Source organism: Candidatus Accumulibacter sp. ACC003, assembly GCF_907163085.1.
GTDB lineage: Bacteria > Pseudomonadota > Gammaproteobacteria > Burkholderiales > Rhodocyclaceae > Accumulibacter.
In genome coordinates this window covers 615792-630420 of record NZ_CAJQTX010000004.1, presented here as the reverse complement: position 1 = coordinate 630420, position 14629 = coordinate 615792, and the positions used below count along the sequence as shown (strand labels likewise).

Here is a 14629-nt window from a genome sequence, read left to right as displayed (position 1 = left end):
ATGCCGCGAGTTCGGTCGAGCGCTCCTGCGCGGCGTGATTATGGCGCTTAGCTCCTCGATTTGCCGGCATGCGGTCTCCAACTCGGTTGCCTGGGCGTCGTAGGCATCGCCAAGTTGCTTATTGAGCGTTTCCGCCTCGGCCCGCTCGGCTTCCCACCCGGCTTGCGCAGCACGCAGCGATTCGTTTGCCGTGTCTTGGGCGGACTGCCACAAGGCGGCCAGCGCCTGGCTATGAAGCTGATGGACAGCATCCGGAACAGTGATCGCTACCGGCGCCGCCTGGGCAGTCTGAGCGCGTCGCCACTGCTTCATCGCGGTAGCGGCATCGTTCATGTTGACCTTGGACGCCTTACGGACCGCATCCACCGTAGGAAAGGAAATTCCCGGCCGGCCTGCTCATAGAGCGAGTCAGCGGCAGTGAAAATGCTGGTCGCGGGTGTCTTTGTTCAGATCCATGTTCGCGGCTCCTTCGGCATCAAATAATGCATAATAGCATCTGCTTATTCTTCTTCTTATTTTTGGCTCTATGTCGTTTCATGTGGAACGGACGTCGGCATACCTCGGCAGCCTGCGCACGCGCTAACCGAGAGAAGCGGCGTCGTGGGGCGTTGAGAGCGCTGTCAAGGGCGGGCGTAGCCCGGCGAAGCGAACCCTTTACTGCGTCCAAAACGCTCAAGGGCTTGGGGCTGGTTGCGGTTTTTCGCGGCCAGCACCCGGAGCCCATCCGGCGGAGGAGAACTTCACCCGCCCTCGGGGGCTAGTGGTGTGGGTGCCCGCAGGGCTCGGCAGAGGGCACCCGCCCCATCGGGGTCGGTTCCACACGAAACGACCTAAACCCTTATTTCTGGTTTACGAGGCTGAGTAGAACGGCGCGTCAGAACTTGGGGAAGAGCAACCCGGTTCACCATCTCGCGCATCCGAGCACAGTGAAATTTTGCGGTACCATCGGATGCGCTATTAACCCAATGGCAACCATGGTCTAATGTTTCGATTGCTTGTGCCAACGGGCTAGTCGACGCCGAATGGCAAATGCAAATCTATCGCCGACTGCAGAGCAAGCGTTTGGCATGTTTATCTTAGTACGTTGCCATTCCATTAAGCGTAAGATGCGTCCATCTGTTTAGGATAACCTCGCCACCTACCATGCTCAGTCCACCCCTCCGCCCCCGCGAACGCGATGCTCTCGTTCAAGCCTTGCGTGCAGGGGTGACCCCCCGGCTTGGTGCGCGGCATATCCAGGTGGGCAGAGACGCCGAGATGATCGCTCTCGACAAGGATCTAGATCGCGTCGCCGACGGCGGATCAGCGTTCCGTCTGGTGATCGGGGAATATGGTTCCGGCAAAACTTTCTTCCTCAATCTCATCCGCGGCGAAGCGATGGGGCGTCAGCTGGTGGTCGCCAACGCCGACCTGAACCCAGGCCGACGCCTGCAAGCCTCCGGTGGTGAAGCCCGAAGCCTGTACGCGGAGTTGATGAAGAACATGGCCACTCGCACCAAGCCCTTGGGCGGAGCGCTAACCACGGTTGTCGAAAAGTTCATCACCACCGCTTTGACTGAGGCACGAAAGACCAAAGTCAAGCCAGAAGACATCATCCACGAGCGGCTGGAAAACCTGACCGAGCTCGTCATGGGCTACGACTTCGCCATGGTAATCGCCGCCTATTGGCGCGCCTACGAACAGGACGATGACACCCTCAAGGCCAGTGCCATTCGTTGGTTGCGCGGCGAATTCAGTGCCAAGACCGACGCCAAGCAGGCCTTGGGCGTGCGTGAAATCATCGGTGATGCCGCGCTCTATGATCAACTCAAACTGCTGGCCCGCTTTTGTCGCTTGGCGGGTTACCAAGGCCTGCTCATCTGCCTTGACGAAATGGTCAATCTTTACAAACTCCCCAATCCAGTATCGCGCAACAACAACTACGAGCAGATTCTTCGTATCCTCAACGACCTGGAGCAAGGCAGCGCCGAGGGCCTCGGCTTCATTCTTGGCGGCACTCCGGAATTCCTCACCGACCCGCGGCGTGGCCTCTACAGCTACCCAGCCCTACAATCCCGCCTCACCGACAATCCTTTTGCACGGAACGGTTTGGTGGATCTCACCGGACCGGTGCTTCGTCTCGCCAATCTCACCCGGGATCAGTTCGTCGCACTGTTGGACAAAGTGAATGGCGTGTATCACAGCGGGCAAGATGATGTCGTGGCGCTTCCTGCCGAAGCGCTATCTGCTTTCATGAGCCATTGTGAGCAACGAATCGGCGATGCCACCTTTCGCACACCCCGCGACACGATCAAGGCGTTCGTTGGATTGCTGGCCGTTCTTGAGCAGAATGAAGCGATCGAGTGGAAGGACTTGGTCAGACAAGTGGAAGTGAAACACGACGAAGATGCTGGTAGCGATTTGAAAACGCTCATCATCTAATCGATTCAGAAGACCGAATCGTTGATTGGTGCGCCTGTTAACGTGGCGACGTAAAAAGACAGATTTCGTAGGGGAGTAGCATGAAACAAGCAGGACTTAACATCAGAAGACCTCAAGGCTGGGGAGAGTACGTCAACTTCCAGTTCACACCCTGGGGCTGAGCGATGCACAGAGCGCACTCTGCTAGTGACCAGATCCAAGGTGAACCTCTTCTACCTGTTGAGCCCCGCTTCGACACCGAGGGTATCGGGGCCGCCTGAACAACCCGATCGCCACCGACATCAATGACCAGATGGACCTCACGACGTGGTGGAGTTGAAGAAGTTGCCTGCTGCCCTTTCTCGAGTATTGTTGCGGGTTGACAATGGGCTCACGGCCTTGGCTACGCACTGGCCACCGAACTACAAAGAGGTAATGACCGAGCGGGCGCACGCTGCCCAGAAGCGGCTCCTTGGTGTGGTTCAAGAGGGGAACTAGTAACCATTGACTTCCCCCGATCGTTGGAAGTTGTGCCCCAACGCCAAAACTCCCAAGATTTCCCACGGAAAAGCACATCCGACACCGGAACAATAAGCCACATCCCTACAATACCCTCTCCCACGCAAGCCTTCGGCAACTTCGTCGACAACGGTGATGGCACGGTCACCGACTTACGCACCGGTTTAATGTGGACTAGGTTCGTGCTAGGACAGACTTGGAGTGGTTGTCAACCATTCGGAACTTGGCGCGACCATTCCTGGAGTGAAGCAGTTGCTATACGTCATTCATTTGCGGGGCATGACGACTGGCGATTGCCGACAGTTGACGAACTTTATGGGATCGTCGAACCAAATCACAGCCCTCCAGTCAATACGTTGGCATTTCCAAGCGTCATGCGCTTTTGTTGTTGGACCATGTCACCTCATGATGGTAATCCGCGAAACGCGTGGGCAGTCGATTTCAAGACTGGAGAACGTGTCTCCAGAGATCGTCGTGAATCTCACTTGATTCGTCTTGTAAGGCGTGGGCAGTCAGTGACGACGTCAGGATTGGTTGAGACGACGCCCTTACTGTTTAGAGGGCAAACCGAACTACCGACGAGGACCGTGATGACGGAGCGGATTGACTCGGTAATAGCCGCGTCAATCGAGAAACACGGAGTACCATTCGCGCTACAAGGTGCTGCCCGTGCCAGCACAATTGGCGGAGAGTTTTTTTTCCGCACCGTAGTTCTGTGTGGGTTGGAATGCGGGCTTTTCAGGCTTCCGGCCACGGAGACCGGAAGTTATCTGTAGCGACGCAAAATGATGTCGGCCCAGACGCACAATCAAGAGGGCTTTCTGACGCAAATTAGTTGAGACGGATAGCGACTCCAGACGCACATTCGGTGATTCTCAAACCACATTACGTGAGACGGACGCACATTGTTGAGACGCTCAACCGTGTTCGCGGCACAGACGGTCACGGCGGCGGGCTCACGAAATCTCGGTACCGAACGTCTGGATGAATTTCGCTTTTCGTACGCGGCTCGGGAGGCTCACCCCCGCCATTTCACAGGTGGGCTCGCCAAGAAAACGGTCGGTTTTCTGGTGGGCAGCAGGCGGCAGCTTTTTGCTCCGACGGGTCACCAGAAAACCCGTTGCTAAAATCAACACAAGATTGCATCCTATGCTCCTTGTTTCCTGACGGAGCGAAGAAGTGCTGCTAATCGGTTACGCCAGGGTATCGAAGTCCGATGGCTCCCAGACGGTAGCTCCGCAGCGCAATGCACTGCTTGTTGCGGGCGTCGACCCCGAGCGCATCTATGAAGACCTGGCTTCAGGGCGCAATGACGCGCGTCCTGGCTTGATCGCTTGCCTCAAGGCACTTCAGCCCGGTAACACGCTCGTCCTCTGGAAATTGGATCGCCTGGGGCGTGATCTTCGACACCTGGTCAACACCGCCGAAGACTTGCGCGTGCGGGGCATCGGCTTGAAGGTGCTGACCGGCGCCGGGGCGCAGATTGACACCACCACCGCCAATGGACGACTGGCCTTCGGCATCTTTGCAGCCTTCGCCGAATTCGAGCGCGAACTGATCGCCGAGCGCACCCAGGCGGGTCTCGCGGCGGCACGTGCTCGTGGGCGCTTGGGTGGGCGTCCGCGCAAGATGGATCGAGCAATGCTGACCATGGCGATGGCAGCCCTGTCGGATCCAAAGGCCGTTACTGCCGACGTCGCCAAGCGCTTGGGCATCACGACGACCACGCTTTACACCTACGTCAACGGTGATGGTTCACCGAAAGCCGCCGGTACTGTTTTGCTGCGCACCGGAACGGGCGACGAATCACCAGACACGGCATTCACTGTTCAGCGGAGCACATAGTGGACGCCGGCGTCGCCGTTCCGATGGAGGCGATCGTGGCCTTGCGCCGCAGATTAGCAGCCTTGCCGATACGACATCCGGAGCGCCTGGCGCTGATGGACTCGATGGCCAACCTGTACGCGGTCTCGCGCGCCACCTTGTATCGCCTTCTGCGTGGCGATCGGCGTCCGAAAGACGCGCACCGGGCAGATCGCGGCAAGCCGCGCATCATGCCGGCGGTGGAAATCGAACATTGGTGCGAGATCGTCGCTGCCCTGAAAGTTCGCACCACCAACAAAAAAGGGCGCTGCCTGTCGAATGCCCGGATTCTCGAACTGCTCGTTGAGTACGGTGTTGAGACGCCGGATGGACTCGAGAAGCTTCCGCCAGGTCGGCTGTCGGAATCCACGCTCAACCGACACCTACGACGGCTGGGCTATGACCGGGATCGCATGACGCGCGAGCCACCGGCCGTGCGCTTCCAGGCCGAATTTGCAAATGCGCTGTGGCACTTCGACATGAGTCCGTCAGACCTGAAGGAGCTGGAAACCCCACCGTGGCTCGATCCGGATCGGCAGGGTGCGCCTATGCTGATGCTGTTCAGTGTCGTCGACGATCGCTCGGGGGTGGCCTACCAGGAATACCGCTGCGTATACGGCGAGGATGTCGAGACGGGGCTGAGGTTTCTGTTCAACGCCATGTCAGCCAAGGAGGAAGCAGGAAATCCGTTGCAGGGCATCCCGAGCGCGATCCAACTGGACAACGGGCCGGTCGGTAAGTCGGCAGTGTTCCGCCGCGTGATGGAGTGCCTTGGCGTCGAGGTCATCCTGCATATGCCGCGCAATAGCGACGGTCGCCGCACCACGGCGCGCAGCAAGGGCAAGGTGGAGCGTCCCTTCCGGACGGTGAAGGAAGCGCACGAGACGCTGTATCACTTTCACAAGCCAGCGACCGAAGCGGAGGCCAATCGCTGGCTCGTCAACTACGTGATCAAGTACAACCATCGGGACCACCGCACCGAAGACCACAGCCGCCAGGAGGACTGGCTTACGCACCTTCCCGCGGATGGGCTACGGGCGATGTGTTCGTGGGAACGATTCTGCACCTTCGCCCGCGAGCCGGAGCGGCGTACCGTGGCGATCGACTGCCGCCTGACCGTCGCGGGCGTGACCTACGAGGTGGATGCCGAATTGGCCGGCGAGGAAGTCATCGTATGGTGGGGTTTGTTCGATCAGGAACTCTTCGCAGAACTGGGGGACGACCGCTACGGCCCGTTTCAGCCGGTCGGCGGGCCGATCCCGATCCATCGCTACCGCAAGCATCGCAAGAGTCGGCGTGAGCATCGTGCCGACCAGGTGGCGCAGTTGGCCGAGAAAATCAGCATCCCACGTGCTGCGGTGAGCGGAGAGAGCGACATTGTGGTGTGCGCCCCGCCGAGCGCCGCGCTCATGCCGCCGGCGAAGCCGTTCAACGGTCCGGACCCTTTCCACGAGCTGACCTTCCCCAATGCGGTAGCGGCTCGGCAGGCCATCGCCGAGGAGTTGCGCTTGCCGCTTGCGAAGCTCGGCGATGAGGACCGCGCCTTCATCACGCAACTACTCGCGGAAACCCTGTCACGGCCCGTCATTATTGCAACCATTCGCACCCGCTTCCCGGCGGGGCGCAAAGGAGGAATCGCCTGATGCTCACCGAAGTCATGCGGCACTACCACCTCAGGCGTCCGCCCGTGGATGTTGGATTCTTCGAAACCGACCATCACCAGCAAATGACTCGCGACCTGATAGCCGCGATCCAGGGAGGGCGTCTGATCGCGCTGACCGCCGTGATCGGCTCCGGCAAGACCGCGCTCGCGCGGCGCCTGCGCGACAGCCTCGATAAGGAGGGGCGCGTGATCGTGTCGCGCTCCTTGACCCTGGACAAGGCCAAAATCACCGTCCCCTTGCTGATTGCCGCACTGTTCTACGATCTGTCGACGGAGAAGACGGTCACGATATCGAGCCAGTCGGAGCGGCGCGAGCGGGATCTGCAAGAGCTATTCCGCAAGGTCAAGAAACCCGTCGCGCTGTTCGTCGATGACGCGCACGACCTGCACCCGAAAACCCTGACCGCCTTGAAACGCTTGCTTGAGCTGGTCGTGGACGGCGGCGGGCAGTTGGCGATCGTTCTGATCGGGCATCCCAAGCTCAAGAACGACCTGCGCCGCCCCAAGATGGAGGAGGTGGGAGATCGGACCACCATCTTCGAGTTTGGGGGTCTGCGCGACCGGCAGCGCGACTACATCGACTGGGCGATGAAAGCCTCGCTCGAAGAGGGCGTCGAGCCGGGCACAGTGCTGACCGACGACGCGGCCACCCTCCTGGCTGCAAGGCTCAAAACCCCGCTGCAGATCGGGCGGCACCTGGTGCGCGCTTTCGAAGCAGGCTTTGAAGCCGGTGTGAAACCAATCGACGCCGCCATCGTTGAGACGGTGCTGTCGAGGCGCATTGATGATCTGGAACCCCAACTGACGCGGCACGGGTACGACGTGCGCGCTTTATGCGAACAGTTCGAAGCGAAGCCGGTGGAGATCCGCGAACTGCTGCGCGGCACGCTGAATCCGCAGCGATCGACGGAACTAATCGAGGAGATGCGGGCAGTGGGACTGCCGCTGTGACCCTCCGCACCGCGAACGCGATTGAGCGTCTCAACAATGTGCGTCCGTCTCACGTAATGTGGTTTGAGAATCACCGAATGTGCGTCTGGAGTCGCTATCCGTCTCAACTAATTTGCGTCAGAAAGCCCCCTTGATTGTGCGTCTGGGCCGACATCATTTTGCGTCGCTACAGTTATCCAAATTCGGACCCAGAGATTAAGGCATTTCTCTCTTTGGTTTCGGAGAAGTCAAGCTCACTACGCAAAGCAGCTAGCAAGTACGTCCGTTATGCTTGGCTTGCCGCGCGTAACGGCCATATGGTTGAGCGGTGCACCACAGTTCTGGAGTTGGAACGGGCTGCGCAGCCCATGTCTGATCGGCTGTGCTCGATAGAGCAACCCATCAGCAGGTCAGCGAAGGAGCAAGCCGCTGACGACGAGCTGCTCGAATCAAGTTCGCGAGATTCGCAACAAAACATCGCAACGAAAGGCGGACGGATTACGCTCGCGTCTAGCGGGGCAGTTGCCCCTGAGCCTATATTCCTCCAAGTTGGCTTCGATCACGCGCAATCTGTTGTTCGCACCGCGGTAGAACTCCTGACAAGGCATCCGGAGCAATTCCCCCATGAGATGAGCGAACTCCGTGCCTTATTGGGCACGACGGGCAATGAACCGCTTGAGCCCACTACTCAGCCGGAACTGTGCTTGAACGAAGCGACTCCAACCAGCGCAGCCACACCAGCAATTAGAGTTGCTCGGTGGTTGGTGGACTTGGACTCGATCAGCGTCGCAGAATTCCGCTCCAAGCTCCTACCACTCGATTTGCTTCCTGCGGCCGTGATTGACGAAATCAATGAAAGAGCACTCGATTTGACCGGAGAGATCGCACTGGACCACATCGACGACGCCGTAGTGGTTTGCAGAAAGACGCTAACTGAATTAATACGCGCAGCGGAATAGCGCGTTCGTCGCCCCAAAACGTGGCCGTCACCGACTCGCCTGCGCTCAGTCTCCTTGCTCCACCACTACAGCGCTGGCTGTGGGAACAGGGCTGGTCTGGCTTGCGACCCGCGCAGGCGGAGGCGTTCGCTCCTATTCTCGAAGGTCGGCAGGATGTGGTGATTGCCGCCGCCACGGCCTCCGGAAAGACCGAAGCTGCTTTCCTGCCGCTACTCACGCGCTTGTGGAATTCCGACGGCCAAGGCGTGGTGCTGTATGTGGCGCCGATGAAGGCACTCATCAACGATCAGTACGAACGCCTGAGCCTCTTGTGCGAGCGTCTGGACTTGCCCGTGTATCCCTGGCATGGCGACATCGGGGAAGCACCACGGAAGCGCTTTGTGGTTGAGCCTCGTGGTGTGGTGTTGATTACGCCGGAGTCGCTGGAGTCCCTCTTCTTCCGTCGGGGTGCCGAACTGCGGCACTTGTTCGGCCTGCTGGAAGCGGTAGTTGTCGACGAACTGCATGGTTTCATTGGTTGCGAGCGTGGTCGGCAACTGCAATCCCTGCTACATCGCCTGGAGGAAGCCTTGGGGCGGCGGGTGCAGCGAATTGGTTTGTCTGCCACGCTGGGCGACATGGGTATGGCCGCGGATTTTCTCCGCCTGGGTGAAGCAGACGACATTTGCCTGATCGTCAGCGAAGCCGAAACAAAATCCCTACGGCTGCTGGTGACGGCCGTGACTCAACCACCGGACGGGAGCAACGCAGCCGACGCCGCCCACACCACGATCGCGGCGAGCCTGTTCAAGCGGCTGCGGGACGCCAATTACCTGATCTTTCCCAACAGCACGGGCATGGCCTTGACGCTCTCCGGAACTGACCCGTCTTTGCTCACCAAAGCTGACCCATCAAGCGTGACCCATTGAGCCCTGGTTGAGGTCCGCAGCGGCTCCCCGGAGCCGAACTTCGTAACTCCCCAAGCTTGGTTCGGCAGGCCACGCCCGTTGGCAACGCGGCAGCGCGCGTCGCTCCGCCTGCCCGACCTTCTGATCGCGCGGTCGAGCCCCTTCGCCAAGCTCGCCGCGTCAGTGCAGTCCGACCGCCGCCAGGTTGCGGTCAGGCCTCGCCAGATCTCCGGCAGCGCGACAGGAAGCCCGGCCAGGCCCATTCTTCCCGCACGACGTCGTGTGGGGAGAAACCGTCATGGAATTCCGACAGTGCGAGGCGTGTCATCAGCCGTTTCGGCCGCGTCCGCAGAACCCCGACCAATGCTTCTGTTCGGCCGCCGCCTGCCAGCGCGAACGGCGACGGCGTTGGCAGGCGGCCAAGCGGCAGAACGATCCCGACTATCGCGATAACCAGAAGCGTGCGCAGAAGGCCTGGGCGGAGCGTCACCCCGACTACTGGCGGGCGTATCGAGAGCAGCATCCGGAGTACGTCGCACGCAATCGGGCTCGGCAGCGGGAACGCGCGCCCACCCCGGCCGGCGTTGCAAAGATGGACGCGTCAAAGCCGGAAATCCCGCTGCGCTCAGGCACTTACCGTTTGTCACCGGTGGTGGACGCGTCGTTTGCAAAGATGGACGCGTGGATGGTCGAAATCACCGTTATTTCAGCCGCTTGCGCCTCGCCCTGAGGCCCCTGCCGCGGCTTGCAAAGAGAGGACTCGATCGCCTTGCGGCGGTCGCCTCGCTAGGCTGGATGCCATAGGAGGTCAAGCGCATGGATCACACGGCCGCTACGGCTCAGACTCTGGATTTGCACCGCCTGGAGTTGCGCTACGCCGATCTTCGCGTGCTGGATACGGCGGCGATCACGCGTCTGGCCCAATCGATCGCGGTCAATGGCCAGCTCGTCCCGTGCATCGCGGTCGCCGGCGAGGGCAACTCGGCGATCCTGCTCGACGGCTATCGACGCGTCGCCGCGTTACGGCAACTCGGCCGGGATACGGCCGAGGTCGAATGCTGGGACGGCGATCCGGTGCAAGGCCTGCTGGGCGTGTTGGCACGAACCCGCAGCCGCGCGTTTGCGCCGATCGAAGAAGCGCTGCTGCTGCGCGAACTGATCGCCAGCGGCCCCCTGAGCCAGCATGAAATCGCCCGCCGCTGCGGCCGCGACGTGAGCTGGGTCAGTCGCCGCCTGCAACTGGTGACGGTCCTCTCGGATGCGGTGTTGACGGCGGTACGCCAGGGAAAGGTCTCGACCTGGGCGGCGGTGCGGATTCTCGGCCCGTTGGCGCGCGCCAACAGCGCCCACGCCGAACAACTACTGGCCAGCCTGCGCACGACGCCGCTGACGACCCGGCAGCTGGCGACCTGGTTCGCGCACTATCAAGGCGCTTCGCGGACGGTGCGCGAGCGGATGGTCGAGGCCCCACAGCTGTTGCTCAATTCGCTGACCGCCAAAGCCGACGAGAAGAGCGCCGAGAGCCTGCGCGAGGGTCCGGAAGGCGAAGTCCTGGCCGACATCCGCATTCTCGACGCGGTGGGCGCCCGCTTGACTCGGCGGTTGTTCGCCCTGGCGCCCTCGCCAGCGGAGCTGCCGCCCGCCGTCACCGCCGCGGTCGGCGCTTTGCAATTGGCGCTGGCGTCTCTTCAGTGCCACCTGAGGAAGGTATGCCCCGATGAAATCGCCCGAAATTCATCAAGCCGTGCTGACATTGCATCAGCAAGGTCTGGCGCTGCGCGAGATCAGCCGGCTCTTGAAGCTCTCGCGTAACACCGTTCGCCGTATCCTGCGGTATCCGGCGGCTTCCCCGCCCGATACCGCAGAGGGCGCTCGGCCAGCCGCGTGCCCGGCGCCTGTCGCGTGCCCAGCGCCGGTTCGGCTTTGGCTGGTCTCGGCCTTCGAGCGCGCGCGCGGCAATGGGGTGCGGATCCAGGAGATGCTGGCCGCGGAGCTGGACCTTCGTCCGGGCTACAGCACGCTGACCCGCTGGATCCGCGATGCCGATCTGCGCACGCCGCCGAAACGCGCCGGCGAGTATTACTTCGCCCCAGGCCAGGAGATGCAGCACGACACCTCGCCGCATCGCGTGATCCTGGCCGGCAAGCCGCTGACGGCGCAATGCGCCTCACTGATCCTGGCGTATTCGCGGCGGCTCTTCGTTCAGTACTTTCCGCGTTTCACGCGTTTCGAAGCCAAGCAGTTCCTGCTCGAAGCTGTCCGTTTCATGGCCGGCAGCTGCCCGACCTGCGTCATCGACAATACCAGCGTGATCGTCGTCGCCGGGGCCGGCGACGAGGCCGTGTTCGCACCCGAGATGGTCGCTCTGGCGCGCACGCTGGGCTTCGCTTTCCGCGCGCACGCGGTGAACAAACCCGATCGCAAGGAGTGTGCTGCATATTGCACCTCATGCGGTATGTGCGGGGAAACTTCCCTCGCGGGTGGTTGATTTGCCTGTGGTTTTGCCTTGATGTTGATGCTTGATCGGCGTGTCAGAATCAGGCAGTTCGAAGAGGTAGCCGCCCCTGTCGTCATACTTGTGCGCTTTGAGCAGGCCGGCGCGGCGCCAGTATTTGAGGGTGTCCGAACAGATGTCGAGACGCTGTGCCATTTCATGCAGGGTCAGCAAGCCACGTGTCTGCAGGCGATCATGACGACTGGGGAGCGCATAGGCCATTCGGATGTGACGAACCATCAGGCGATGCAAGGGTTTGCCCTCGCCCGAGAGCAAGCCCTGGCCGTTGAGCAAGGCGGCGATTTCGCCGTCGGTATGATCTTCCAGGAGTCGGTCAATCTCGGCCACCACCTTGGCCGGTGTCTGGCGCAGCAGCCAGGCCGGCTTGGGCGGGGGAAGGTGTAGCGTGTGCGTCGCACCGCCGTGAAAGCGCACTTGCGCCCGGACCCCGCTCTCCTTGAGCAAGGTGACATCGGCAATCAGCAGGCGAGCCATGCGTTTGCGCTCCCGGTCAGCCGTATGGGGATCGTTCCACAGTCGCGGGAAGTCTTTCGCCAGCGCCAGGATGGCGGCGCGCTGCTGGTCGTCGAGCCCGGTCTCGCTCTCGCGCTGTTTGTCGTAGTGCTCCTGGGCCGCCGTCTGGTTGCGCAGCGCCTGGTTCCATTCCGCTTCCAGCGAGTCGGCGACCAGGCGGTTGTCGGGATCGCAGCGCATATACCGGCGGCGTGCCAGATCGGACTCGTAGCGTGCCCGTTCAACGGCTTGACGGCGCAAGCGGTCGCTTTCCTCGGAGCGACTCTCCAGTTCCTTCTGCACGGCCAGCGCCACCTCCAGGGTGACCGGGGTCACCGCCTCCACCAGCAAGCGGCCGATGGCCGCGTCGAGTTCGCCGCCCACGATCTGCTGACAGATAGGTTCGGCATGCGCGACACCGTGGTGCTGACAGAGATAATCCGGCACGCGCCGTGCGCCTTGCAGGTGATAGCGCACGGTCATGCGATCACCACACTTGGCGCAGATCAGCAATCCCTGTAGCAGCGCCGGCCCTTCACGCGGCGGGCCCCGATCACGCCCCGCGGCCGGCCCCTGGGTATTGTCACGCAGGATCTGGAGGTTCTGCTCGTACTCGTCCCAGGTGATGTACCCGGGGTGGGCGTCACGAATCAGCGCGATCCATTCTTCCGTCGGCAGCCGTTGATGCTGGCAAGAACCGTCGGGCCGTTTGCGTACGCGCGTGCGTCCAAAGCAAAAGGCGCCGGTATAACGCGGATGATGCAGAAGCCATAGCGCGCGCGAGTGTTCGAGATCAGTCCACAACAGCTCGCCGGTTTGGGGGCCGCGGTAAATCCGGTGCGGGAAGCTCAGCCCTTCGGCACGAAAGGCCTTGACCGTCGCCGTCGCCGAGCCGGTGCGCCGAAACGTCCGGAAGAACTGGCGCAGGCTTTCCTGAACACGGACATCGGGATCCAGACGGACGCGCCCGGCCGGATCGTAGTCAAAGCCAATCGGCAAGCGCATCTCCAGTTCGCCACGGCGTGCCTTGTTGAGGATGCCGCCGCGTAACCGGGCCCGCAAGACGTGCAGCTCGGCTTCGCTCATCGTTCCCTTCAGACCGAGCAGCAAGCGATCATTGAAGTGCGCCGGGTCGTACACCCCGTCCTCGTCCAGGATCAGCGTGTCGGCCAGCGCACAGATTTCCAGGAGGCGGTGCCAGTCGGTCGAATTGCGCGCCAGACGCGACACTTCCAGGCCCATGACGATTCCCGCCCGCCCCAGACCGACCTCGCTGACCAGATGCTGGAAACCTTCGCGATCCACTGCACTCGCGCCCGATTGCCCGAGATCAGAATCGATGACGATGACTTGATCGAGACGCCACCCCAGCGCCACGGCCCGCTCGCGCAAAGCATACTGGCGCTTGGTACTCTCGGTATTCTCGAGGACCTGGCGCAGTGTCGACTGGCGCACGTAGAGATAGGCATTTCTCTTGAGGTGTCGTGCCTGCACTTTCGCGTGTGTCTCACCCATCATGGCTGGCTCTCCCTTGCCATCGCCAGCGTCATGTTGGCGACGAGATGAATCAGGTTCTGCTCGATCCCCGCCGGTAAGCGCGACTCACTTGGCGAGGCGGCGGGGATCGGACGCGGGGCGGTCTCGTCCGCGCCGCGCATCCAGGCCGCCATCCCTTTGAACATCAGCAGCGCGCGCCCGTGCACACCGCGCCCGCACAACTCGACCACGTCTTGCCGCAAGGACTCGTAACGCTCGGCCAGCGTGTGGCCACCGATCACCGTAGCGGCTTTCATGGGTGTTTTTTTTTGCTCCGGGCCAGAGCCCGTTCCACGGTCCGCCGATGGACGGCCAGCCCGAAGTGCTGCGCGATCCTCTCGACCAGAACCTGGGCCTCCAGGCCTTCTTCCTGGGTGCGTGCCGTTTCGATGAAGGCCATCACCTCGGCGGTGATCTTGTGCGGTCCGTGCGGTCCCCGTTTAGCCGGCAGCAGCCCCGCCAGACCGGCCCGTTCGAAATCTGCCTGGACCTTGTAGAAAGTCGGCCGGGAGACCCCGAAGCGCGTCGCGATGTCGGCAATGCTCTGACCCTCGGTGCGTACCCGACGCAGCATCTCGTAACGCACCTGCACCAAATCCCGCGCATCGAAGAAATCGCTGCCGATGAAGGCGGCATCCTGCACGTCCTGCGCATGCGGATTCACGGTGCCGCTCTCTGCCAGCGCAAGGAGCTTGAGGTCGGGTTTGAAGGAGTGGGCCATGTGTAATTTAAATTATGTCAAACATTGCACGACGTCAAGGGATATTTGTGAGAATCTGACGATAACCCAAGGATTATTATCCACTATATGCCCGCCAATACGCCTTCTAGAGGCCGGACCACGAGCCTGGCCTCGTCAAACAAG

13 protein-coding genes and 1 pseudogene are annotated in these 14629 nt (G+C 61.4%); 10 read left to right on the top strand and 4 right to left on the bottom strand.

From position 1 onward, the window contains the following. Nucleotides 1-456: pseudogene (locus QZ656_RS09825) on the bottom strand (DNA-binding protein); the annotation flags it as partial. 687 nt (nucleotides 457-1143) lie between these two features. On the opposite strand from QZ656_RS09825, the gene QZ656_RS09820 reads away from it, so the two are divergent. The 10 genes from QZ656_RS09820 to QZ656_RS09780 all read left to right on the top strand — a co-directional run bounded on the left by QZ656_RS09820 (nucleotide 1144) and on the right by QZ656_RS09780 (nucleotide 11709). Continuing rightward, nucleotides 1144-2421, top strand: coding sequence for an ATP-binding protein (locus QZ656_RS09820; RefSeq protein ID WP_291993202.1), 1278 nt, complete (start codon nucleotides 1144-1146; stop codon nucleotides 2419-2421). A gap of 509 nt (nucleotides 2422-2930) precedes the next feature. After that, nucleotides 2931-3695, top strand: a complete 765-nt coding sequence (locus QZ656_RS24100) for a DUF1566 domain-containing protein (protein ID WP_366522137.1) — start codon at nucleotides 2931-2933, stop codon at nucleotides 3693-3695. A 406-nt stretch (nucleotides 3696-4101) separates the two neighbouring features. After that, nucleotides 4102-4764 carry a recombinase family protein gene (locus QZ656_RS09815; RefSeq protein ID WP_291993236.1) on the top strand — a complete coding sequence of 221 codons (663 nt, stop codon included), beginning with the start codon at nucleotides 4102-4104 and terminating at the stop codon, nucleotides 4762-4764. A 23-nt stretch (nucleotides 4765-4787) separates the two neighbouring features. After that, a complete protein-coding gene (locus QZ656_RS09810) occupies nucleotides 4788-6425 on the top strand; it encodes an IS481 family transposase (RefSeq protein ID WP_291993235.1) in 1638 nt (545 codons plus the stop codon). Then, the gene (locus tag QZ656_RS09805) at nucleotides 6425-7396 is read left to right on the top strand and encodes an AAA family ATPase (RefSeq protein ID WP_169068491.1); all 972 of its coding nucleotides are present in this window, start codon (nucleotides 6425-6427) and stop codon (nucleotides 7394-7396) included. Before QZ656_RS09810 ends, QZ656_RS09805 begins: the two co-directional genes overlap by 1 nt. Before the next feature lie 347 nt (nucleotides 7397-7743). After that, nucleotides 7744-8334, top strand: coding sequence for a hypothetical protein (locus QZ656_RS09800; RefSeq protein WP_291993201.1), 591 nt, complete (start codon nucleotides 7744-7746; stop codon nucleotides 8332-8334). A gap of 20 nt (nucleotides 8335-8354) precedes the next feature. Continuing rightward, on the top strand, nucleotides 8355-9242 hold the full coding sequence (locus QZ656_RS09795; protein ID WP_291993200.1) for a DEAD/DEAH box helicase: 888 nt from the start codon (nucleotides 8355-8357) through the stop codon (nucleotides 9240-9242). A 277-nt stretch (nucleotides 9243-9519) separates the two neighbouring features. Beyond that, the gene (locus QZ656_RS09790) at nucleotides 9520-9951 is read left to right on the top strand and encodes a hypothetical protein (protein ID WP_291991690.1); all 432 of its coding nucleotides are present in this window, start codon (nucleotides 9520-9522) and stop codon (nucleotides 9949-9951) included. An 86-nt stretch (nucleotides 9952-10037) separates the two neighbouring features. Continuing rightward, entirely contained in the window at nucleotides 10038-11033 is a 996-nt protein-coding gene (locus QZ656_RS09785) for a ParB/RepB/Spo0J family partition protein (protein ID WP_291993199.1), read from the top strand. Nucleotides 11034-11199: 166 nt separating this feature from the next. Further along, nucleotides 11200-11709 carry a hypothetical protein gene (locus tag QZ656_RS09780; protein WP_291993198.1) on the top strand — a complete coding sequence of 170 codons (510 nt, stop codon included), beginning with the start codon at nucleotides 11200-11202 and terminating at the stop codon, nucleotides 11707-11709. Here the strand turns inward: QZ656_RS09780 and QZ656_RS09775 are convergent. From QZ656_RS09775 to QZ656_RS09765, 3 genes are read right to left on the bottom strand one after another with little or no spacing between them, the layout of a single operon-like run. Beyond that, the gene (locus QZ656_RS09775; RefSeq protein ID WP_291993197.1) at nucleotides 11668-13746 is read right to left on the bottom strand and encodes a recombinase family protein; all 2079 of its coding nucleotides are present in this window, start codon (nucleotides 13744-13746) and stop codon (nucleotides 11668-11670) included. The genes QZ656_RS09780 and QZ656_RS09775 overlap by 42 nt on opposite strands. Then, a complete protein-coding gene (locus tag QZ656_RS09770) occupies nucleotides 13743-14021 on the bottom strand; it encodes a hypothetical protein (protein ID WP_291993196.1) in 279 nt (92 codons plus the stop codon). Before QZ656_RS09770 ends, QZ656_RS09775 begins: the two co-directional genes overlap by 4 nt. Then, a complete protein-coding gene (locus QZ656_RS09765) occupies nucleotides 14018-14485 on the bottom strand; it encodes a helix-turn-helix domain-containing protein (RefSeq protein WP_291993195.1) in 468 nt (155 codons plus the stop codon). Before QZ656_RS09765 ends, QZ656_RS09770 begins: the two co-directional genes overlap by 4 nt. Between the last annotated feature and the right edge of the window lie 144 nt (nucleotides 14486-14629).